15 protein-coding genes are annotated in these 16,961 nt (G+C 68.3%); 9 read left to right on the top strand and 6 right to left on the bottom strand.

Annotated features, from left to right (window positions below; all coding sequences use genetic code 11):
• Window positions 1–48: 48 nt before the first annotated feature.
• The 3 genes from LCY71_RS11965 to LCY71_RS11975 form a co-directional block, all read right to left on the bottom strand.
• Window positions 49–2,583: a fibronectin type III domain-containing protein gene (locus tag LCY71_RS11965; protein WP_225333373.1), complete on the bottom strand. Its 2,535-nt coding sequence runs from the start codon at window positions 2,581–2,583 to the stop codon at window positions 49–51.
• A 175-nt stretch (window positions 2,584–2,758) separates the two neighbouring features.
• On the bottom strand, window positions 2,759–5,857 hold the full coding sequence (locus LCY71_RS11970) for a beta strand repeat-containing protein (RefSeq protein WP_225333374.1): 3,099 nt from the start codon (window positions 5,855–5,857) through the stop codon (window positions 2,759–2,761).
• Between the two features lie 200 nt (window positions 5,858–6,057).
• On the bottom strand, window positions 6,058–6,657 hold the full coding sequence (locus tag LCY71_RS11975) for a hypothetical protein (RefSeq protein ID WP_225333375.1): 600 nt from the start codon (window positions 6,655–6,657) through the stop codon (window positions 6,058–6,060).
• A gap of 121 nt (window positions 6,658–6,778) precedes the next feature.
• Here LCY71_RS11975 and LCY71_RS11980 point away from each other — a divergent pair, with 121 nt between their 5' ends.
• Window positions 6,779–7,642 carry a DUF8054 domain-containing protein gene (locus LCY71_RS11980; RefSeq protein WP_225333376.1) on the top strand — a complete coding sequence of 288 codons (864 nt, stop codon included), beginning with the start codon at window positions 6,779–6,781 and terminating at the stop codon, window positions 7,640–7,642.
• Between the two features lie 162 nt (window positions 7,643–7,804).
• Window positions 7,805–9,661: a lysylphosphatidylglycerol synthase domain-containing protein gene (locus tag LCY71_RS11985; protein WP_225333377.1), complete on the top strand. Its 1,857-nt coding sequence runs from the start codon at window positions 7,805–7,807 to the stop codon at window positions 9,659–9,661.
• 25 nt (window positions 9,662–9,686) lie between these two features.
• Here the strand turns inward: LCY71_RS11985 and yjjX are convergent, their stop codons facing one another.
• Complete coding sequence (gene yjjX, locus LCY71_RS11990; RefSeq protein WP_225333378.1) at window positions 9,687–10,211, bottom strand: inosine/xanthosine triphosphatase; 525 nt, start codon at window positions 10,209–10,211, stop codon at window positions 9,687–9,689.
• A gap of 244 nt (window positions 10,212–10,455) precedes the next feature.
• On the opposite strand from yjjX, the gene LCY71_RS11995 reads away from it, so the two are divergent.
• Window positions 10,456–11,430 (top strand): transcription initiation factor IIB, encoded by a 975-nt coding sequence (locus LCY71_RS11995; RefSeq protein ID WP_225333379.1) that lies wholly within the window; start codon window positions 10,456–10,458, stop codon window positions 11,428–11,430.
• Window positions 11,431–11,552: 122 nt separating this feature from the next.
• Complete coding sequence (locus tag LCY71_RS12000; RefSeq protein WP_225333380.1) at window positions 11,553–12,593, top strand: DNA-methyltransferase; 1,041 nt, start codon at window positions 11,553–11,555, stop codon at window positions 12,591–12,593.
• Window positions 12,594–12,639: 46 nt separating this feature from the next.
• Here the strand turns inward: LCY71_RS12000 and LCY71_RS12005 are convergent, their stop codons facing one another.
• On the bottom strand, window positions 12,640–13,188 hold the full coding sequence (locus LCY71_RS12005; RefSeq protein WP_225333381.1) for a hypothetical protein: 549 nt from the start codon (window positions 13,186–13,188) through the stop codon (window positions 12,640–12,642).
• Between the two features lie 74 nt (window positions 13,189–13,262).
• Here LCY71_RS12005 and LCY71_RS12010 point away from each other — a divergent pair, with 74 nt between their 5' ends.
• Window positions 13,263–13,547: a hypothetical protein gene (locus tag LCY71_RS12010; protein WP_225333382.1), complete on the top strand. Its 285-nt coding sequence runs from the start codon at window positions 13,263–13,265 to the stop codon at window positions 13,545–13,547.
• On the opposite strand, the gene tnpA is transcribed toward LCY71_RS12010, so the two are convergent.
• A complete protein-coding gene (gene tnpA / locus LCY71_RS12015; protein ID WP_225333383.1) occupies window positions 13,511–13,951 on the bottom strand; it encodes an IS200/IS605 family transposase in 441 nt (146 codons plus the stop codon). The two genes, LCY71_RS12010 and tnpA, sit on opposite strands and share 37 nt — an antisense overlap.
• A 95-nt stretch (window positions 13,952–14,046) precedes the next feature.
• On the opposite strand from tnpA, the gene LCY71_RS12020 reads away from it, so the two are divergent.
• The 4 genes from LCY71_RS12020 (at window position 14,047) to LCY71_RS12035 (ending at window position 16,900) form a co-directional block, all read left to right on the top strand.
• On the top strand, window positions 14,047–14,190 hold the full coding sequence (locus tag LCY71_RS12020; protein WP_225333384.1) for a hypothetical protein: 144 nt from the start codon (window positions 14,047–14,049) through the stop codon (window positions 14,188–14,190).
• A complete protein-coding gene (locus LCY71_RS12025; RefSeq protein ID WP_225333385.1) occupies window positions 14,187–15,464 on the top strand; it encodes an RNA-guided endonuclease TnpB family protein in 1,278 nt (425 codons plus the stop codon). Before LCY71_RS12020 ends, LCY71_RS12025 begins: the two co-directional genes overlap by 4 nt.
• Before the next feature lie 126 nt (window positions 15,465–15,590).
• Complete coding sequence (locus LCY71_RS12030; protein WP_225333386.1) at window positions 15,591–16,304, top strand: type I 3-dehydroquinate dehydratase; 714 nt, start codon at window positions 15,591–15,593, stop codon at window positions 16,302–16,304.
• Window positions 16,305–16,444: 140 nt separating this feature from the next.
• On the top strand, window positions 16,445–16,900 hold the full coding sequence (locus LCY71_RS12035) for a zinc ribbon domain-containing protein (RefSeq protein WP_225333387.1): 456 nt from the start codon (window positions 16,445–16,447) through the stop codon (window positions 16,898–16,900).
• Window positions 16,901–16,961: the final 61 nt, after the last annotated feature.

Genomic DNA, 16,961 nt, shown 5'->3' on the forward strand with positions numbered 1-16,961 from the left:
CGAGAGCGGGCGGACCGGGCGCGGCCGGTCGCCGCGGTCACGCGCTCGTCAGTTGACTTCGCCGAACAGCTGGACGACGTCGTCGAAGTCGATGTCGCCGTTGTCGTTGAAGTCGTAGTAGTCGACGTAGTCGGTCAGCTCCGGCTCCTCCATGTGGTTGAAGTAGATGACGATGTCGTCGTAGTCGACCTCGCCGTTGCCGTTGAGGTCCTCGTAGCTGCCGTCGCCGTCCGGGTCCGTCGGCTCGTTGCCGTTGATGTCACCGGGACCGCCGCCCGTGCCGATCTCCAGGGTCGTGCCCGCGGTCGACACCGGGATGTCGTCGCCGGCGTTGTTGTCGATGTTCTGGACGGCGACCACGACGTCGGTCGAACCGGAGTCGGTCTCCGCCTGGAAGGTGACCGAGCCGAGCTGGACGTCCTCGGCGCCGTCGGTGACGTTCTCCGAGAGGTCGGCACCGGCGATAGTCACCGTGGAGCCGTCGTCGGAGTACTGGGGGTAGTCGCCCAGCGTCTGCATCGGACTGTTCTCCAGCATGGCGTTCGCGATCGTCGCGACTGAGGTGTCTGCGACGCTGACGGCGACGCGGTAGCCCGACAGGCCCGAGGGGGCCTGCGAGAGCATGATGTTCGCCTTGGCCATGCCGCTGTCCGTGGTCGATGCCATCTCGAGGTAGACCTCGGCTTCGGGGCTGGGCGTCGTACCGCCACCGTTGCTGGTGTCCGTCGAAGCCGTGACCGTGGCCGCGCCGGACGTGTTACCACCGGTGTCGACGGCCGTGACGGAGACGTCGTAGTCCGTGCCGGAGTCGAGGCCCTCGAAGGTGGCCATCGTGTCCGAGACCTGCTTGCTGATGCCGGCGGCCTCGACGCTGTAGTAGTCGATGCCCGCGCCCGTCTCGCTGGGCTCGTCCCACGTGACCGTGATCGAGGAGTTCGTGGCGTCGTACTGCGAGAGGTTCGACGGCGCCGACGGACCGGTGGGTTCGGGCGTGGTCGTACAGTCGGAGCTGTCGGGGTCCTGGGGCAGGTCCGCGTCCGCGTGGCTCTGGACGTACTCCTGCCACCACTGGGCGTGGCCGCGGTTGTACTCGACCAGTTCGTCGAATGCCTCGCCCTGGAAGAACGGCGGGTCCCAGGTATGGTCGAAGTTCCAGGCGATCGGATGGACCGGGTACTCGTCGAAGAACGTCTGGTAGTCCTCGGCCTGGTTGGCCTTCGCGCTGGTCTCCACCCAGTCCGAGCCGCGGTCGGCGTCGCTGGGGTACTCCTCGGTGGCACCGTCGATGAACACGAAGTCGTTGTTGCCGCCACCGACGAACCAGCCCCACTCGTTGAAGAACACCGGGACTTCCTCGGCGGCCGCCCCGTAGTACTCGCTCATGGGCTGGAGGCTCTCGTGCGTGTAGCGGTGGCCCGTGTAGCACATGTTGGTGATGTCGCTATACGTGGAGCCGACGTCCTGGACCTCGTGGTCCTTCGCCCAGTAGGTGTACTGGCTCCACCGCGGCGACCCGACCGTCTTGACGCTGCCGGGCGCGTTCTCCTCGACGACCTTGATCCACGGCGCGACGCGCTCCAGGAACAGCTCCCAGAACGGCTCGGCGTTCTCGTGCTGGACGTCGGTGTTGAGACCGACTTCGCCGCCCTCACCGGGCTCGCGGTCAGGTGCGCCCCAGTCGCCGGCGTAGGGGCCGGTCGGCTCGTTGAAGATGTCGAAGATGACGTGGGGCATGTCGGCGTAACGGTCCGCCACCGTGCTCCAGAACATCGTCATCTCCTCGTCGAACGCCTCGGCGACGTTCGCTCCACCGTCGTTGTTGACCTCCGAGGACTGGGTCTCGAAGTAGGCGTCGTCCGGCGCACCGTCGAGACTCTGGATCTCGTCGACCTGGTCGGCACCGTGCCAGAGCACACCGCGCTCGCCGCACATGCCGTAGTCGTACTCGAAGGTCTCGTTGCCACACCGCTGCCACTCGCTGACCTCGTCCTCGTACTGGGCCTGGTGGAAGATCGGGTAGTGGCGGTGGTAGTCGAGCTGGATGTAGAAGCCGCGCTCCGCGGCCATGTCGACCAGCGGGTCCACGAACCGCTCGAGGTACGTGTCGAGCTCCTCCTGGGTGAACGCGACCGGCAGGGCCGGACCCCAGTTGTCGCCGTGGATGTGGTGGGACTCGTTGTTGCCGCTGCGGTCGGGCGCGGCGCTGATGTCCTGGGGCTGCATCGGCAGCCGGATGACCGTGTTCGGCCAGTCGGTGTTGGCCGTGGCCATCTCGATCATCTCGTCAGCCGTGGCGCCGCGCCATCCCCGGTTCGCGCGGGCGGGGTCGACGATGTTGACCCCGCGGAGGATGACCTCGTTGCCGCACTCGTCGACCAGCTTGTTACCCTCGCGCTCGAGCTTCGGCGTCGGGATGCCCTGGCCGGCCTGGGCCATCGAGTTCCCGACCATCGACGATCCGAGCGTGAGCCCGGCCGCCGTCGCCGTCGCGCCCTTCAGGACGGTCCGGCGCGTCGTGCCCGAACCGTCGGACGCGACCTGCTTGTCGCTCTGTGCATCCGCGTTGAAGTCGTCGTTCGTCATTAGTGTCGCCTGTGTGCTGGACTGACCCGACTCTATCTCTGCTTCGTCCGTCCCCCCATCGCGCGTGCGTCCTCGCACGCTTTGATCTGTGAGCGATACCCCCCACCGAGTCGCGGCAACGGGGCAGACCGCCCCGAACCGCTCTCAGCCCCCCGGACGGGCTCCGTTACCGTTCTCAGCTGCCGTTCTCGGCCATCTCTCTGAACAGCGAGACCACGTCGTCAAGGTCCAGCCGACCGTTCTCGTTGAAGTCGTAGGCGTCGCTGTTGTTCTGGATCGCCGGGTCGTTGCGCTGGTAGTCGAACTTGATGACGTCGGTGAACTCGACCTGACCGTTGCCGTTCAGGTCCTCGTAGAGACCGTCGCCGTCGTTGTCCTGCGGCACGACGCCGTTGACGGGTTCGACGCCGCCGCTGCCGCGGTTGTCTTCGCCGACGCTCAGCGTCGCCCGACCGGCCCCGATGTCCATCGCGCCGCCGTCGTCGTCGTCCATCGCCTCGACGGAGGCGTCGACGATCGTCTCGCCCGTCGCGTGCGTCGCCAGCGTCACCGTCCCCAGCCGCACGTCGGTGGCGCCGTCCTGGACGGATTCGCTGAGGTCGGCGCCCGAGATGGTCGCCGACGAACCGTCCGAGGACACGCTCGTCGAGTCGCCGGGCGAGGTGAACCCGGAGCCGGAGGCGACCGATTCGATGGTCGCGACGCCGGTGTCGGAGACCGCGATCGACAGCTCGAACCCGGAGACGCCGTCGGGTGCCTCGTCGAGCGTGATGGCGGCCTCGGCGGTGCCGTCCGGAGCGACCGACTCCATCGAGAAGTCGACGCCGATCGGGTAGTCGCCACCGGGGCCAGATCCGACCGACAGCGTCGCACTCTCGGTCGAGGCCGAGACGGCCTGCCCGTTGTCGTCGTCCATCTCATCGACCGACACGGAGACCTCGACGTCGCCCTGTCCCTGGGCGTCCAGGGTGAGCGCGCCGAGCGTCACGTCGCTGGCGCCGGCCTCGACGCTCTCGCTGAGGTCAGCCGCCGACAGCGTCGCCGACGAACCGTCGTCGGTCACGCTCGTCGAGTCGCCGGGCGAGGTGAACCCGGACCCGGTGGCGATCTCCTCGATGGTCGCGACGCCGGTGTCGGAGACCGCGACCGACAGGTCGTACCCGGAGACGCCGTCGGGCGCCTCCGCCAGCGTGAGGGCGGCCTCCGTCGAGCCGTCCGAGGGGATCGACTGGCTGGACAGGTCGACCGAGACGGTCGGCCCGTCGCCGCCGGTGCCCGGTCTGACCGACAGCATCGCGCTCTCGGTCGAGACCGAGACGTCGTTACCCTCGTCGTCGTCCAGGCGATCGACGTCGACGGAAACGTCGGCGCTGCCCTCGGCCTCACCGGCCAGCGTGACCGTCGCCAGCGCCACGTCCGAGGCGCCGCCCTGAACGGCCTCGCTGAGGTCGGCGGCCTCGACGGTCGCCGACGAGCCGTCGTCCGAGACGGTCGCCGAGTCGCCCACCGTCGAGAACTCCGTGCCCTCGACGCCGATCGAGTCGATGGTCGCGACCGACGTGTCAGAGACCGCCACCGACAGGTCGTACCCGGAGACGCCGTCGGGCGCCGAGTCGAGGACGGCCACGGCCTGAGTCGATCCGTCGGCCGCGATCGACGAGTCCTCCAGTTCGACGGCCACGGTCGAGCCCGCGGGCGGTTCGCCGGAGCCGACCGTCAGCGTGGCGCCTTCGGTGTCGACCGAGATGTCGTTGCCGTCGTCGTCGTCGTCGAGGCGGTCGACGTCGACCGAGACGTCGACGGAGACCTCGACCTCGCCCGGATTCTCGCCGGACAGCGAGAGCGTCGTCAGGGTGACGTCCGAGGCCCCCTCCCCGATGGCCTCGCTGAGGTCGGCGGCCTCGACGGTCGCAGTCGAGCCGTCGTCGGAGACGGTCGCAGTCGAGCCGTCGTCGGAGACGGTCGCCGACTCGCCCACCGTCGAGAACTCCGTGTCCTCGACGCTGACCGAGTCGGTCGTGGCGACGTCGGTGTCCGAGACCGCAACCGAGAGGTCGAACCCGAAGACGCCGTTGGGCGCTTCTGACAGTACGACGTCGGCGGCGGTGGATCCGTCGGCCTCGATCGACGAGTCGTCCAGTTCGATCGACACCGTCTGGTCGGCGGTCGGCGTCTCGCCGGGTTCGACGGTCAGCGACGACCCCTGCGTGGAGACGGGGATGTCGTTGCCGTCGTTGTCGTCGAGGCGGTCGACGTTCACGGAGACGTCGACGGAGACCTCGGCTTCGCCCGGGTTCTCGCCGGACAGCGTGACCGTCGCCAGCGCCACGTCCGAGGTGCCGTCGGGGACGGACTCGCTGAGGTCGGCGGCCTCGACGGTCGCCGACGAGCCGTCAGAGGACACGCTCGACGACTCGCCGACCGTCGAGAACTCCGTGCCCTCGACGCTGACCGACTCGATGGTCGCAACCGACGTGTCCGAGACCTCGACCGAGAGGTCGAATCCGGAGACGCCACCCGGGGCCTCGCCGAGCACGACGTCGGCCTCGGTCGATCCGCCGGACGCGATGGAGTCGTCGGACAGCTCGACCGACACCGTCTGGTCGCCGGGCTCCGGGGTCGGCTCCGTGGTCGTCTCCGTCGGCTCCGTGGTCGTCTCCGTCGGCGGGGGCGTCGAGGTCGAACCCGACGCGAACCGGATCGTGTCGATCTCGATCGCACCGGAGTTCTGCTGCCAGAAGTTGAGCCGGACGGCACTGACAGATCCGCTCACTCCGAGGTCGTCGAGATCGACCGCGACCGTCGAGAACTCCGTCCCGATCGAGTCGTCGGTCAGGTCGGCCAGCAGCGTCTGGGTGCCGCCGACGTTGAGTGTGAAGTGGCTCTCCTCGCCGCCCGAGTCGCCGCGGACGACGAATTCGAGCCGCGAGTAGTCGCCGACGTCCTGGTTGACGTTGGTGCCGAACCAGCCGGCGTTGTCGTACTCGAGTCGCAGTACGCCGTCACTGACCTCGCCGGTTCCGCCACCGTTGGCGAACGATCCGGCCCCCGTCCAGTTCTCGAGGTCGTTCTGGTCGGGATACGACGGATCTCCCTCGAAGTCGTTGACGACGAGCGTACTCTCCTGTGCGGTGGCCGCTCCGACGGCGCCGGTTGCGACGGCACCGGCGCCCGCGGTCACCTTCAGGAAGTCCCGACGAGACGTTCGTCCCCCGCCAGGCTGGTTGTTGCCCGATGCACTCCCATCTGCGCGATCGTAATTACCTTCCTTCATTCTTCCCCCCCCCAGCGTGTTGCCCTACACTGAGGTACCCACTGTGTCAATTGACTTCATTGCATAAAAAATGTTGCTAATAGTATCTTGTATAAAAAGAGGCCAGTATAAATTGAGCAAGGTAACTCGCAAGTACAAACGCACCGCGCGTGCGTCGAGTACGGTCCGGTGATCCGGGACGAGGTTGCCCGGGCCGTCGATCAGCGGACGATCTGCAGGAAGCCGTATCCGGCGAGCAGCAAGAGACCGAACACGACGACCGAGATAGCGGTCGTCATCGCGGTCTGCTGCAGCGAGCTCGCGGGGCCCACGCTGACGGTCCCGGTCTCGACGCCGGGCTCGATCTGCTCCCCCTCGTCACTGGGGAAAGAGCCCGTGGTGAGGCCGATCTCGATCTCACCGCGGCTCTGGCCCCTGACGGTCACGGACGCGAGCTGGACCTCGTCGGCGCCGGCCTCGAACGCGTCGTTGAGGTCGACGGCGGCGAACGTGGCGCTGCGTCCGCCGTCGGTCACGTTGGTCCCCGAGAGTTGCAACCGCTCGTCGACGCTGGCGCCCGTTATCGTCGCGGCCTCCCCCTCGACAGTCAGGCCGAACTCGAAGCCGGCGAGCCCGTTCGGCAGCGACGAGAAGTTCACCGCGACCGCCGACTTCTCGCCGGTCCCGACCTGCCCGTCCTCGATCACCAGCGTCGGTCCGTCGGCCGTCTGTGCCCCCACACCCTGAACTGCGCAGACACCGAGCGACGCGACGACGAGCGTCGCCACCGCTACGGTGCTGACGCGCACTGTGTCCCCCATTGATATCCCGAATGCAATGGGTAATAATAAACCTTCACGCCGATCGTTGTGGCTAGTTTCGGACGCAACCAAAGATTGAGTATGCTCAAGCAATAATACAGCCGCCAGTGGTGGGGTAGCAATGAATTACGTACAGACGACACTGGATCGACTGCGGCGACCGGAGTACACTGGGAAGAACAGGTGCCTGCCGTGCACGGCGTTCAACACGCTCATCGGCCTCGCGGCGGCCGTCGGCGTCGGCCCGGCCGCGGGAGCCGGCGCGGCAGCGGTCGTGCTGCTCGTGTCGGCGGCGTCCATCTACCTGCGAGGGTATCTGGTCCCCGGGACGCCGACGTTCACGAAGAAGTACTTCCCGCCGTGGCTGCTGAAGCTGTTCGGCAAGTCGGCAGCGCGGGTGCGGGACGCCACGCGGGACGACGAGGACGACGGGCTCCCCGTCGAGAACACCGAGCAGGTCCTGATGCGGGCCGGTGCCCTCGAGGAGTGCCGGGGCGGTGCCGACTTCTGCCTGACCGACGAGTTCGGGGCCGCCTGGGACGAGCAGATCGCCGAAGTCCGCGATAGCGACGCCGGGCGCGAGCGCCTGCTCGACGTCCTCGACGTCGACGAGGACGTCGACGTGGAGTACGAGGAACACGACAGCGCCTTCGAGGTCCACGCCGAGGGCTACCACGTCGGGACCTGGGAGTCCGACGCGGCGTACATAGCAGACGTCGCCGCCGGGCTGTTGCTGGCCGAGCGACTGGACAACTGGGAGCGCTACTCGACGATGCGCCGGGGCCAGATGCTCCAGGGACTCCGGCTGTTCCTGGAGACGTGTCCCAGTTGCGGGTCGCCGGTGACCTTCGGCACGGATACCGCCGAGTCCTGCTGTAGCGCCCAGGAGGTCGCCGTGGTCACCTGTGAGGGCTGCGGGAAGCGCATCTTCGAGGCGGCCGTCTCCGAGGAGCAGCCCCCGGGCGCCTCGACGACGATGATGTGAGGGCCGGAGCGGTACCGGAGCGCAGCGCTCTCCGAGCCCCCGTCGCAGGCTCCCGAGGACGCCGATGAGCGGCGGTCGTCGAGCCCTGCCTCGCTGCGCTCGGCGGGACGCCCACGTGGGCGAACGGAAGGTACTTTTTTATCGCACCCGGAGGACGACGGGATGACAGACGTCGAGGTGAGCGTCGTTCTCCCGGCGTACAACGAGGAGGGGACGCTGGAGGAGACCGTCGAGGTGACGCTGTCGACGCTCGCCTCCTTCCTCCCGAGCGAGAGCTTCGAGGTCATCGTCGCCGAGGACGGGTGCGACGACCGGACGCCCGAGATCGCCGATCGGCTCGCCGACGAGGACGAGCGCGTCCGCCACATCCACAGCGACGAGCGCCTCGGCCGCGGGGGCGCCCTGGAGTACGCCTTCCGCCGGGCCGAGGGGTCGACGCTGGTCTACTTCGACACGGACCTGGCGACGGACATGAAGCACCTCGAAGCGCTCGTCGAGTCCGTCCGGTCCGGCGAGTACGACGTCGCCACGGGCTCGCGCTGGATGCCGGAGAACCAGGCCGACCGCCCCGCCAAGCGCGGCATCCCGAGCCTGGGGTACAACACGCTGGTCCGACTCTTTCTCCGGTCGGACCTCCGCGACCACCAGTGCGGCTTCAAGTCGTTCTCGCGGGCCGCGTTCGAGTCGCTTTCCGACGACGTCGAGGACGAGCACTGGTTCTGGGACACCGAGATGCTCGTCCGCGCCCAGCGGGCGGGCTACCGCGTCAGGGAGTTCCCCGTCGACTGGGAGCCCAAGGGCGACACGAAAGTCGACCTCGTCCGGGACGTGTTCGGCATGGGCAGCCAGATCGTCCGGACGTGGTGGCAGCTGTCGGTCGACCCGCGGATCGACCGCAGGGTGAGCATGACCGCCGGGTCGCTGCTCGTGATCGCCGCGCTGGTGCTGGCGGTCACGGTCGTGTTCGACGTCTCCGCGGTCTTCGAGTCGATAGCGGCGGCCGACCGCCAGCTAGTCGCGCTCTCGGGGGTCGTCTACCTCCTCTCGTGGCCGCTGCGCGGCCTGCGCTATCGGGACATCCTCGATCGGCTCGGCCACGACAGCGACACGTGGTTCCTGACGGGGGCCATCTTCATCAGCCAGACCGGGAACCTCGTCTTCCCCGCCCGGCTGGGCGACGGGGTCCGCGCGTACGTCGTCAAGGCCAGGCGCTCGATCCCGTACCCGACGGGCTTCGCGTCGCTGGCCATCGAGCGCGTGTTCGACCTGCTCGCGATCACGGTGCTGGCCGGCAGCGTCCTGGTCGGTCTGGTGGCGACCGGCGGGACCGAACAGATCGCCGAGGCCATCGCGGCCGACGTGCCGCCCGTCGACGTCGGCGGCGAGACGCTCCGCCCGAAAGCGGCCGCGATGACCGCCATGCGGGTGGCCGCCGCCGTCGGCGCGGTGGCGGTCCTGGCCGTCGGCGTCATCGTCGTCAACGCGCGCCGCGACGGGAACCTCGTCCGGCAGGCGGTCACGGCGCTGAGCAGCGACTCCTACGCCGACTACGTCGCCGGGGTGATCGAGCAGTTCGTCGGCGACGTCGAGCGGGTCGTCAGCGACCGCGGGGCCTTCCTCCGGGTCGGCGTCGGCAGCCTCGTCATCTGGGTCGTCGACGTCCTGACGGCGCTGGTCGTCTTCGCGGCCTTCCCCGGATCGGAGACGGCGATGACGGCGTCGCTGGTCGCGGCCGCCTTCTTCGCCGTCAGTGTCGGCAACCTCGCGAAGGTCCTCCCGCTCTCGCCGGGCGGGATCGGCCTCTACGAGGGCGCGTTCACGCTCATCGTCGTCGGGCTCACCCCGATCTCCGCGCCGGTCGCGATCGCCATCTCGATCGTCGACCACGCCGTCAAGAACGCCGTGACGATCCTGGGCGGCGTGGCCTCGATGGCCTGGCTCAACGTCTCGCTGACGACGGCCGTCGAGGAGAGCCGCGAGGCGGGCGACGTCGAGGCGGCGACGGCTGCCGAGGACTGACGGCGGCACCGCAGACGGACTCTTCTCACCCCTCGTAGTGGTCGGTCACGAACGGACCGAACGCGCCGGCGACGGCGTGGACCAGCGACGACTCGCGGTCGACGGCGCCGCCGGTCAGCACGCCCGCCGCGCCGACCCCTTCGCCGACGTCGCTCGTCCCCGCCTGGTCGTCGAGCACCGGCCCGAGTTCCCCGCCGTCGCGGACGCGCTGCGCGACGTCGTCTGGCAACCTGATCGACGGCCCGCCGCCGCGGGCGAGGCGGTCGCCGTCGGTGACGGCCGCCCACATGACCAGCCACGTGCCCGGCGGGCCGTCAGTCTCGGCCACGCCGCCCTCGACGCCGACGCCGTAGTCCGCGTCGCCGGCCGCCAGCGCGCGCCGGGCGCGGTTCTCCGCGCCCGCGACCGTCTCCGCTCGTCTGCGGGGCTGTTCGGAGACGCCCGAGTCGACGGTGACGCCTTCGACGGTCGCGTCGAGGACGCCCGCGACGACGCGCTCGGTCGCGGCGACCTTCACCGGGTTCGTGCTGCCGACGAGAATCCGCGTCACGGTCCGATACAGGGTCGGCGTCGGCTTGGCCTTTCCGCACTCCGCGGCGCCGCCCCCGTTCGACGGGGAACCACCGCGGGCAGCGACGGGGACGCTCGTGCGCAAGCCACACACGACCCGTGCCGGTTCCGGCAGATACAAATAGTATTTGACGCACGTTACTGGCACTGATCAGGCGGTCGGGTCCGGCGAACCGCGCCGGCTTCTGGACGCGATCCGACCCGGCAGCCCCGGTACTCGCACCATGAACTCCAACTCCAGGACACGCGCGCGAGCGGACACGCGCACGGACGAGAACGAAGAAGAGGAACAGAACGAGACGACCGTGTGCCCGGAGTGTAACGGCGACCTGGTCGTCGACGACGAGCACGGCGAGACGGTCTGCGAATCCTGCGGGCTGGTCGTCGAGGAAGACGACATCGACCGCGGACCCGAGTGGCGTGCATTCGACGCCAACGAGAAGGACGAGAAGTCCCGCGTCGGCGCGCCGACGACGAACATGATGCACGACAAGGGCCTGTCGACCAACATCGACTGGCGCGACCAGGACGCCTACGGCAACTCCCTGTCGGGCAAGCAGCGCCAGAAGATGCAGCGGCTCCGGAAGTGGAACGAGCGGTTCCGGACCCGCGACTCCAAGGAGCGCAACCTCAAGCAGGCGCTGGGCGAGATCGACCGCATGGCCTCCGCGCTGGGCCTGCCCGACAACGTCCGCGAGACCGCGTCGGTCATCTACCGCCGCGCGCTGGACGAGAACCTCCTGCCGGGCCGCTCCATCGAGGGCGTCTCGACGGCGTCGGTGTACGCCGCCGCCCGCCAGGCCGGCGTCCCGCGCTCGCTGGACGAGATCGCCGACGTCTCCCGGGTCGACAAGGACGAGATCGCCCGCACCTACCGCTACGTCGCGCGCGAGCTCGGCCTCGAGATCGAACCGGCCGACCCCGAGAGCTACGTCCCGCGCTTCGCCTCCTCGCTGGAGCTGTCCGAGGAGTCCGAGCACCGCGCCCGCGAACTCCTCCAGAACGCCAAGGAGGAGGGCGTCCACTCCGGCAAGTCGCCCGTCGGTCTCGCCGCGGCCGCCGTCTACGCCGCCGCGCTGCTGACCAACGAGAAGACCACGCAGGCGGAGGTCTCGGAGGTCGCCGACATCTCCGAGGTCACCATCCGCAACCGCTACCACGAGCTGCTGGAGGCCGAGCAGGGCCTCCCGATGGCCTGACGGCGGCGCGAATCGGCGACGCCTCACAGCCCCATCGTAGCACCTCCGCGGACCGGTCGACCGCGCGGTACGTTTTGTCCGGAACCACAAGACTAGAGGGGAGCGACCACGACCCGGACCCCATGGAGACGGAGCATCGCGTCGTCCCGGGCGACGCTCGCGACATCGCCCTCCCGGACGACAGCGTCGAACTGGTCGTCACGTCGCCGCCCTACCCGATGATCGAGATGTGGGACGACGCCTTCGCCGACCTGGACCCCGCCGTCGGCGAGGCCCTGGAGGCCGGCGACGGCGACCGGGCCTACCGGCTGATGCACGACGTCCTCGACGCGGTGTGGGCCGAGCTCGCCCGCGTGCTCCGTCCGGGCGGCATCGCCTGTATCAACGTCGGCGACGCGACCCGCTCGATCGGCGACGGCTTCCGCTCGTTCCCCAACCACGCCGAGATCACCCGCCGGCTGGCCGACCGCGGCCTGCGCTCGCTGCCCGACCTCGTCTGGCGCAAGCCCGCCAACAGCGCAGCGAAGTTCATGGGCTCCGGTATGGTCCCGCCCAACGCCTACCCGACGCTGGAGCACGAGCACGTCCTCGTCTTCCGCAACGGCCAGCGCCGCGAGTTCCCGCCGGGCGACGACGACCGCTACGAGAGCGCCTACTTCTGGGAGGAGCGCAACGAGTGGTTCTCCGACCTCTGGGACCTCCACGGCGAGCCCCAGGACCTCGACGCCGGCGTCCGCGACCGGTCGGGGGCCTTCCCGCTGGAACTGCCGTATCGGCTGATCTCGATGTTCTCGGTCTACGGCGACACCGTCCTCGATCCCTTCCTGGGGACCGGGACGACGACGCTGGCGGCGATGGCCGCCGGCCGCTCCTCCGTCGGCTACGAGCGCGACGAGGGCCTGCTGGAGGCGCTGGCCGACCGGGTCGACGGCGTCGCCGACCGCTCCCGCGCCATCGCTCGCCGGCGGCTGTCCGACCACCGCGAGTGGGTCCGGCAGCGACGGGCGGACGGGAAGGAGCCGGGCTACGAGGCCGAGCACTACGACGTCGCCGTCAACACCAGGCAGGAGCGGCGGATCCGCCTCTACGCCGTCGAGGACGTCGCCGAGACGGACGACGGCTACCGCGCGACCCACGCCCCGGTCGAGGAGATCCCCGAGTGAGGCGCGGGTGCCGATCGGGCGGGCACCGGTGGGACGCGGCCGCCGATCAGAGGTACTGGACCTCGGAGTGGCCCACGCCGACCGGGAACGTCCGCGTGTACTCCCGGTCCTCGCCGCCGCCGTCGAGCGCGACGGTGACGGTCAGGCTCCGCGGCGCGGCCTCGATCAGCCGGTCGACCGGTACGTTCGGTTCGCTGATCACCTCGCCGTCCCGGTTCCGCAGGACGTTGTGGTCGACGGTCAGGACGAAGCCGAAGACGAGGCTCCGGAGTCCCGAGCCGACGCTCTCGAGGTCCCGACCGATGCGGTCCGCCACGACCCCGACGACGGCGTCCGTCGCGACGTCGCCGCACTCCAGTCGCGCCCAGTCCTCGAAGGACTGCGTGCGACCGTTCTCGACCACCTCGCCGGTCGACGCCCGGTACCCGACCGCGTCGTGGTCGACGGTCCGCTCGATCGTCTCGGGGTCGCCGCGCGCACGGTTCAGTTCCGGGTCGAGGAGCACGTCCGCCCTCGTCTCCCTCGCGAGCGCGGTCCCGCCCGGGGCGGCCACGGCGCCGCCCCCCGCCCAGCGCAGGAACCGTCGACGGTCCATGCCCGTCGGATCGCCGCGGGCCCGCATACGCTTTGCGCAGGGTCGACGGCGACCGGAGCCACCGCAAACGCTATGTGAGCGCCGGCGGGAGAACCGGGGAGATATCGCCCTCCGTCCCGTTCATCGATCCCCGCGACGGTACCGTCGACCTGGTTCAGGTCATCGAAGAGGCGCTCCCGCTCGCCAAGCTGATCGGGCTGTTCGCGCTCGTCGCGTTCGTCCCGTTCGCGATCGGTTTCCTGCTGGCCCCCTCCGGGCTGGCCCTCCCGTTTACCGTCCTCGGCCAGTTCGTCGTCGCCGTGGGGGCCGGCGTCGTGCTGATCTACCAGGCGGAGCAGGCCGAGTGCCTCGGGGCTTGACCCCGAGGGTGAAGGCCGTAAGCCCCGTTAAACTGCTCAATCGTGTCGGTCGAAACATCGCCTGCCGTCCCAACGTAGTACGATTCCTCCCAAAATCCGCCACCCCACAGATACTCCTCCAAGAACGGTTCGTGCTGTTCCCACATCTCCCGCGCCGTGATGCTCTTGACCGTTCGCACGATCTCGCTCGGTGCGTGCTTCGGGTGGGCTGACAGGAACAGGTGTACGTGGTCGGGTGAGATGTGGAGCGACAGTATCTCGTAGCCGTACTCGTTGCACACGTCGCGGAAACTCGCTTCCAGAGAATCCTCGATTGGTTCGAGTATCGCGTGGCGGTACTTCGGACACCACACGAAGTGGTAGTTGACGTTGTATACCGTGTGGTTCGACCGCTTCTCGCCCATACCTACCAATACAACTACAATCAGAAGTATTCTTTGAGGTGACTCACAAACTACCACCAGTAAACCCTTAAAGGGTGGAAGAACAAGGGGTAGACGTGACGAAGCAACTCAAGGTATCCGACGCCGTGTACGACGACCTTGACGAACTCAAGGACGAGGAGGGCCACACGAGTTTCGACAGCGTACTCCGCACGCTCCTCCTCCACTACCGTCACATCCAACCCAACGACCAAGAATGACCGACGCACAGGCTCTCGTCAAGACGCTGGACTTCCAACTCGACATCCAGAGTAACAACGAGAGCCTGCTGTACGACGCCACCCTCGAAGCACGGTCGGCGTACAACGAAACCATCCGCCTCGCCAAGCAGGGCGTTGATTGGGACGCGATTCCCGACCACGTGGCCGACGACGCCAACCTCGTGAAAAACACGACACAGCGCGTCGTTGCCAAAGCACTCGGAGCGATGGAGAATTACTACGAGTACGACGACTTCGACCAACCGAACCACACCAAGGACGGCGCGTACCCGCTCCGAGCAAACTACGAGGAAGGGTACAACCTGTCGCTCACCGATGACGGTGACGTGGTGTTCCGCATCAGCGCGAAGCCGTACAACCACGTCACGGGCGTTCTCGAAGGCGACGACGCCCACCTCGATATTCTCAAGACCGCTCTCACGAGTGACGAGTGGAAGATAGGGACGGGGGAAGCCCTGTTCCACAACGACAACCCCGAGTTACACGTCAATGTCACCAACACCGAACAGACTGTTCGAGACAAGCAGGACTCACGAACGGTCGTCGGCGTGGACGTGAACGAGGAGAATGTGGCTCTCACCGCACTCTCCGAAGAGGGCGTCGAGGACACGTTGGTCATCGACTTCCCCGAAATCAAGTTCGAGCGCCACCGCTATTTCACGATGCGAAAGCGCGTCCAGAACGCGGGGAAAGAGAGCATCCATGACACGTTGGAAGGGCGTGAGGAACGGGTCGTCCGCGACCGACTCCACAAGGTGTCTCGGCATATCGTGGAGTGGAGCCGTCAGTTCGAGACGCCGTGCATCGTCTTTGAAGACCTCAAAGAGATGCGCGACAGCATCGACTACGGCACGCGGATGAACCGACGCTTGCACCACCTCCCGTTCCGCGCCCTCCAATACTACACGTCGTACAAGGCGTCGTTCAGGTGCATCCCGACTGGTTGGATTGACCCGTACAAGACGAGTCAACGGTGTCCGATGTGCGGGCACGCCGAGCGAGCGAACCGCAACAAGAAGCGGTTCACATGTCGGTCGTGCGGGCATCAAGACCACAGCGACCGTGGTGCAAGCGTCAACATCGCCGTGAAAGGTATCAAGAAGTATCAGGACTGGAATGTGCCTGCTCTCAACAGCCTTCCCCAAGTGCGGAAGGTGCGACGGCAGGCATCGGGGGCCGTGGACGCCCCGACCGTGACCCACGACGCCGTTCGAGGCTATCAGACCGATGGTATCGTGGGAGTGTCCGATTAAACCACGGGAAGCCTCGGGGCTTGACCCCGAGGCGGTTCACTGCGTCGCTCGCGGGACGACTATCGTCGAGGAGTGAGCCGCCGGACGAAGGCCAACGGCTTTGTGCGGCGCGGTCGAAGCGGGCCCATGGAGTTCACGTCGTTCAGGTTGCTGGCCGCTACGACGGATCTGAGCGAGGAACCGGCGGCGCGCGAGCACGCCGACGGGATGGAACTGCGGATGGATCTCGCCGAGGACCCGCTGGACGCGCTCGACGCCTACGACGGGGAGCTACCCCTGCTGGCGACCAACCGGGTCCACTGGGAGGGCGGCGAGGCGCCGGACGACACCACTCGGCTCGACGCGCTGGAGACGGCCGTCGGCCACGACGCCGTCGAGGCCGTCGACGTCGAACTGGCGGCGCTGACGGGCGGGGGCGACTACGACGCGACGCGCGTGGTCGAGGAGGCCCGCGCGAACGACGTCGCCGTCGTCGTCTCCACCCACGATTTCGAGGCGACGCCGGACCGCGATGACCTGGTCGAGCGGCTCGGGACGGCCTGCGAACACGGCGACGTGGGAAAGATAGCGACGACGGCCCAGTCGTCCGCGGACGTGCTCGACCTGCTCTCCGCGACGCAGACGCTGACGAGCGAGGGCGAGCGAGTCGCCACGATGGCGATGGGCGAGCCGGGTCGTCACTCGCGGGCGGTGGCGCCGCTGTACGGCTCGAAGATCGGCTACGCGCCGGTCAATCCGACCGACGCGACGGCGCCCGGGCAGTACGACCTCGCGACGCTCCGGGAACTGGTCGACGACCTGCGGAGCGAGGAGTCGGAGCCCGAGACGGTCGCCCGCTGACGCGGCCCGACGTCCAGCCGAACTGCGTGTGGCCGGGCTCGCTGGAGCCGTGCTCCAGCGGCGGCCGGGAACCGGTTCGCCAGCGGCCGTGGACCGGATGCCGGTAGCTTAACAACTGTCCGCGCGTATGGCGGGGTAGAGTGTCTCGAACCGATCGCAAGCGGCCGTGGCTGGCCGCGATCCTCGCCGTGGCTTCCCCGGGGCTCGGCCACGTCTACCTCCGGGAGTGGCTCCGGGCCGCCCTGTGGTTCGGCCTCGTTCTGGGGTCGACGCTCATGCTCGTTCCGGAGTCCGTACTGACAGTCGACACCGTCTCTCTGGAGGCGATCATGGCCGCGTCCCGCGACATCAGTATGCGCAACCAGCTCGCGATGACGGCCGTCGTCCTCCTCAGCGGGGCCGACGCCTACTGGATGGCCACACAGGGCAACCGACGTGCGGCCGCCGCAGAGGGCGCGCGCTGCCCGCACTGCGGCAAGGAACTGGACGAGGATCTGGCGTTCTGCCACTGGTGTACGACCAGGCTGGCCCCGCCGGCCGAGTCGAACGCCGCCACTCGCGACCCGGTCGCCGCCGAGGACGGCTCCGACGCCTAGAACAGGTCGTCGAAGGCGCGCTTGCCGTGTGGACGTCGGACGGGTCCTGCTGCCACAGTTC

Origin of the sequence: Halomicrobium urmianum (assembly GCF_020217425.1) — an archaeon.
Lineage (GTDB): Archaea > Halobacteriota > Halobacteria > Halobacteriales > Haloarculaceae > Halomicrobium > Halomicrobium urmianum.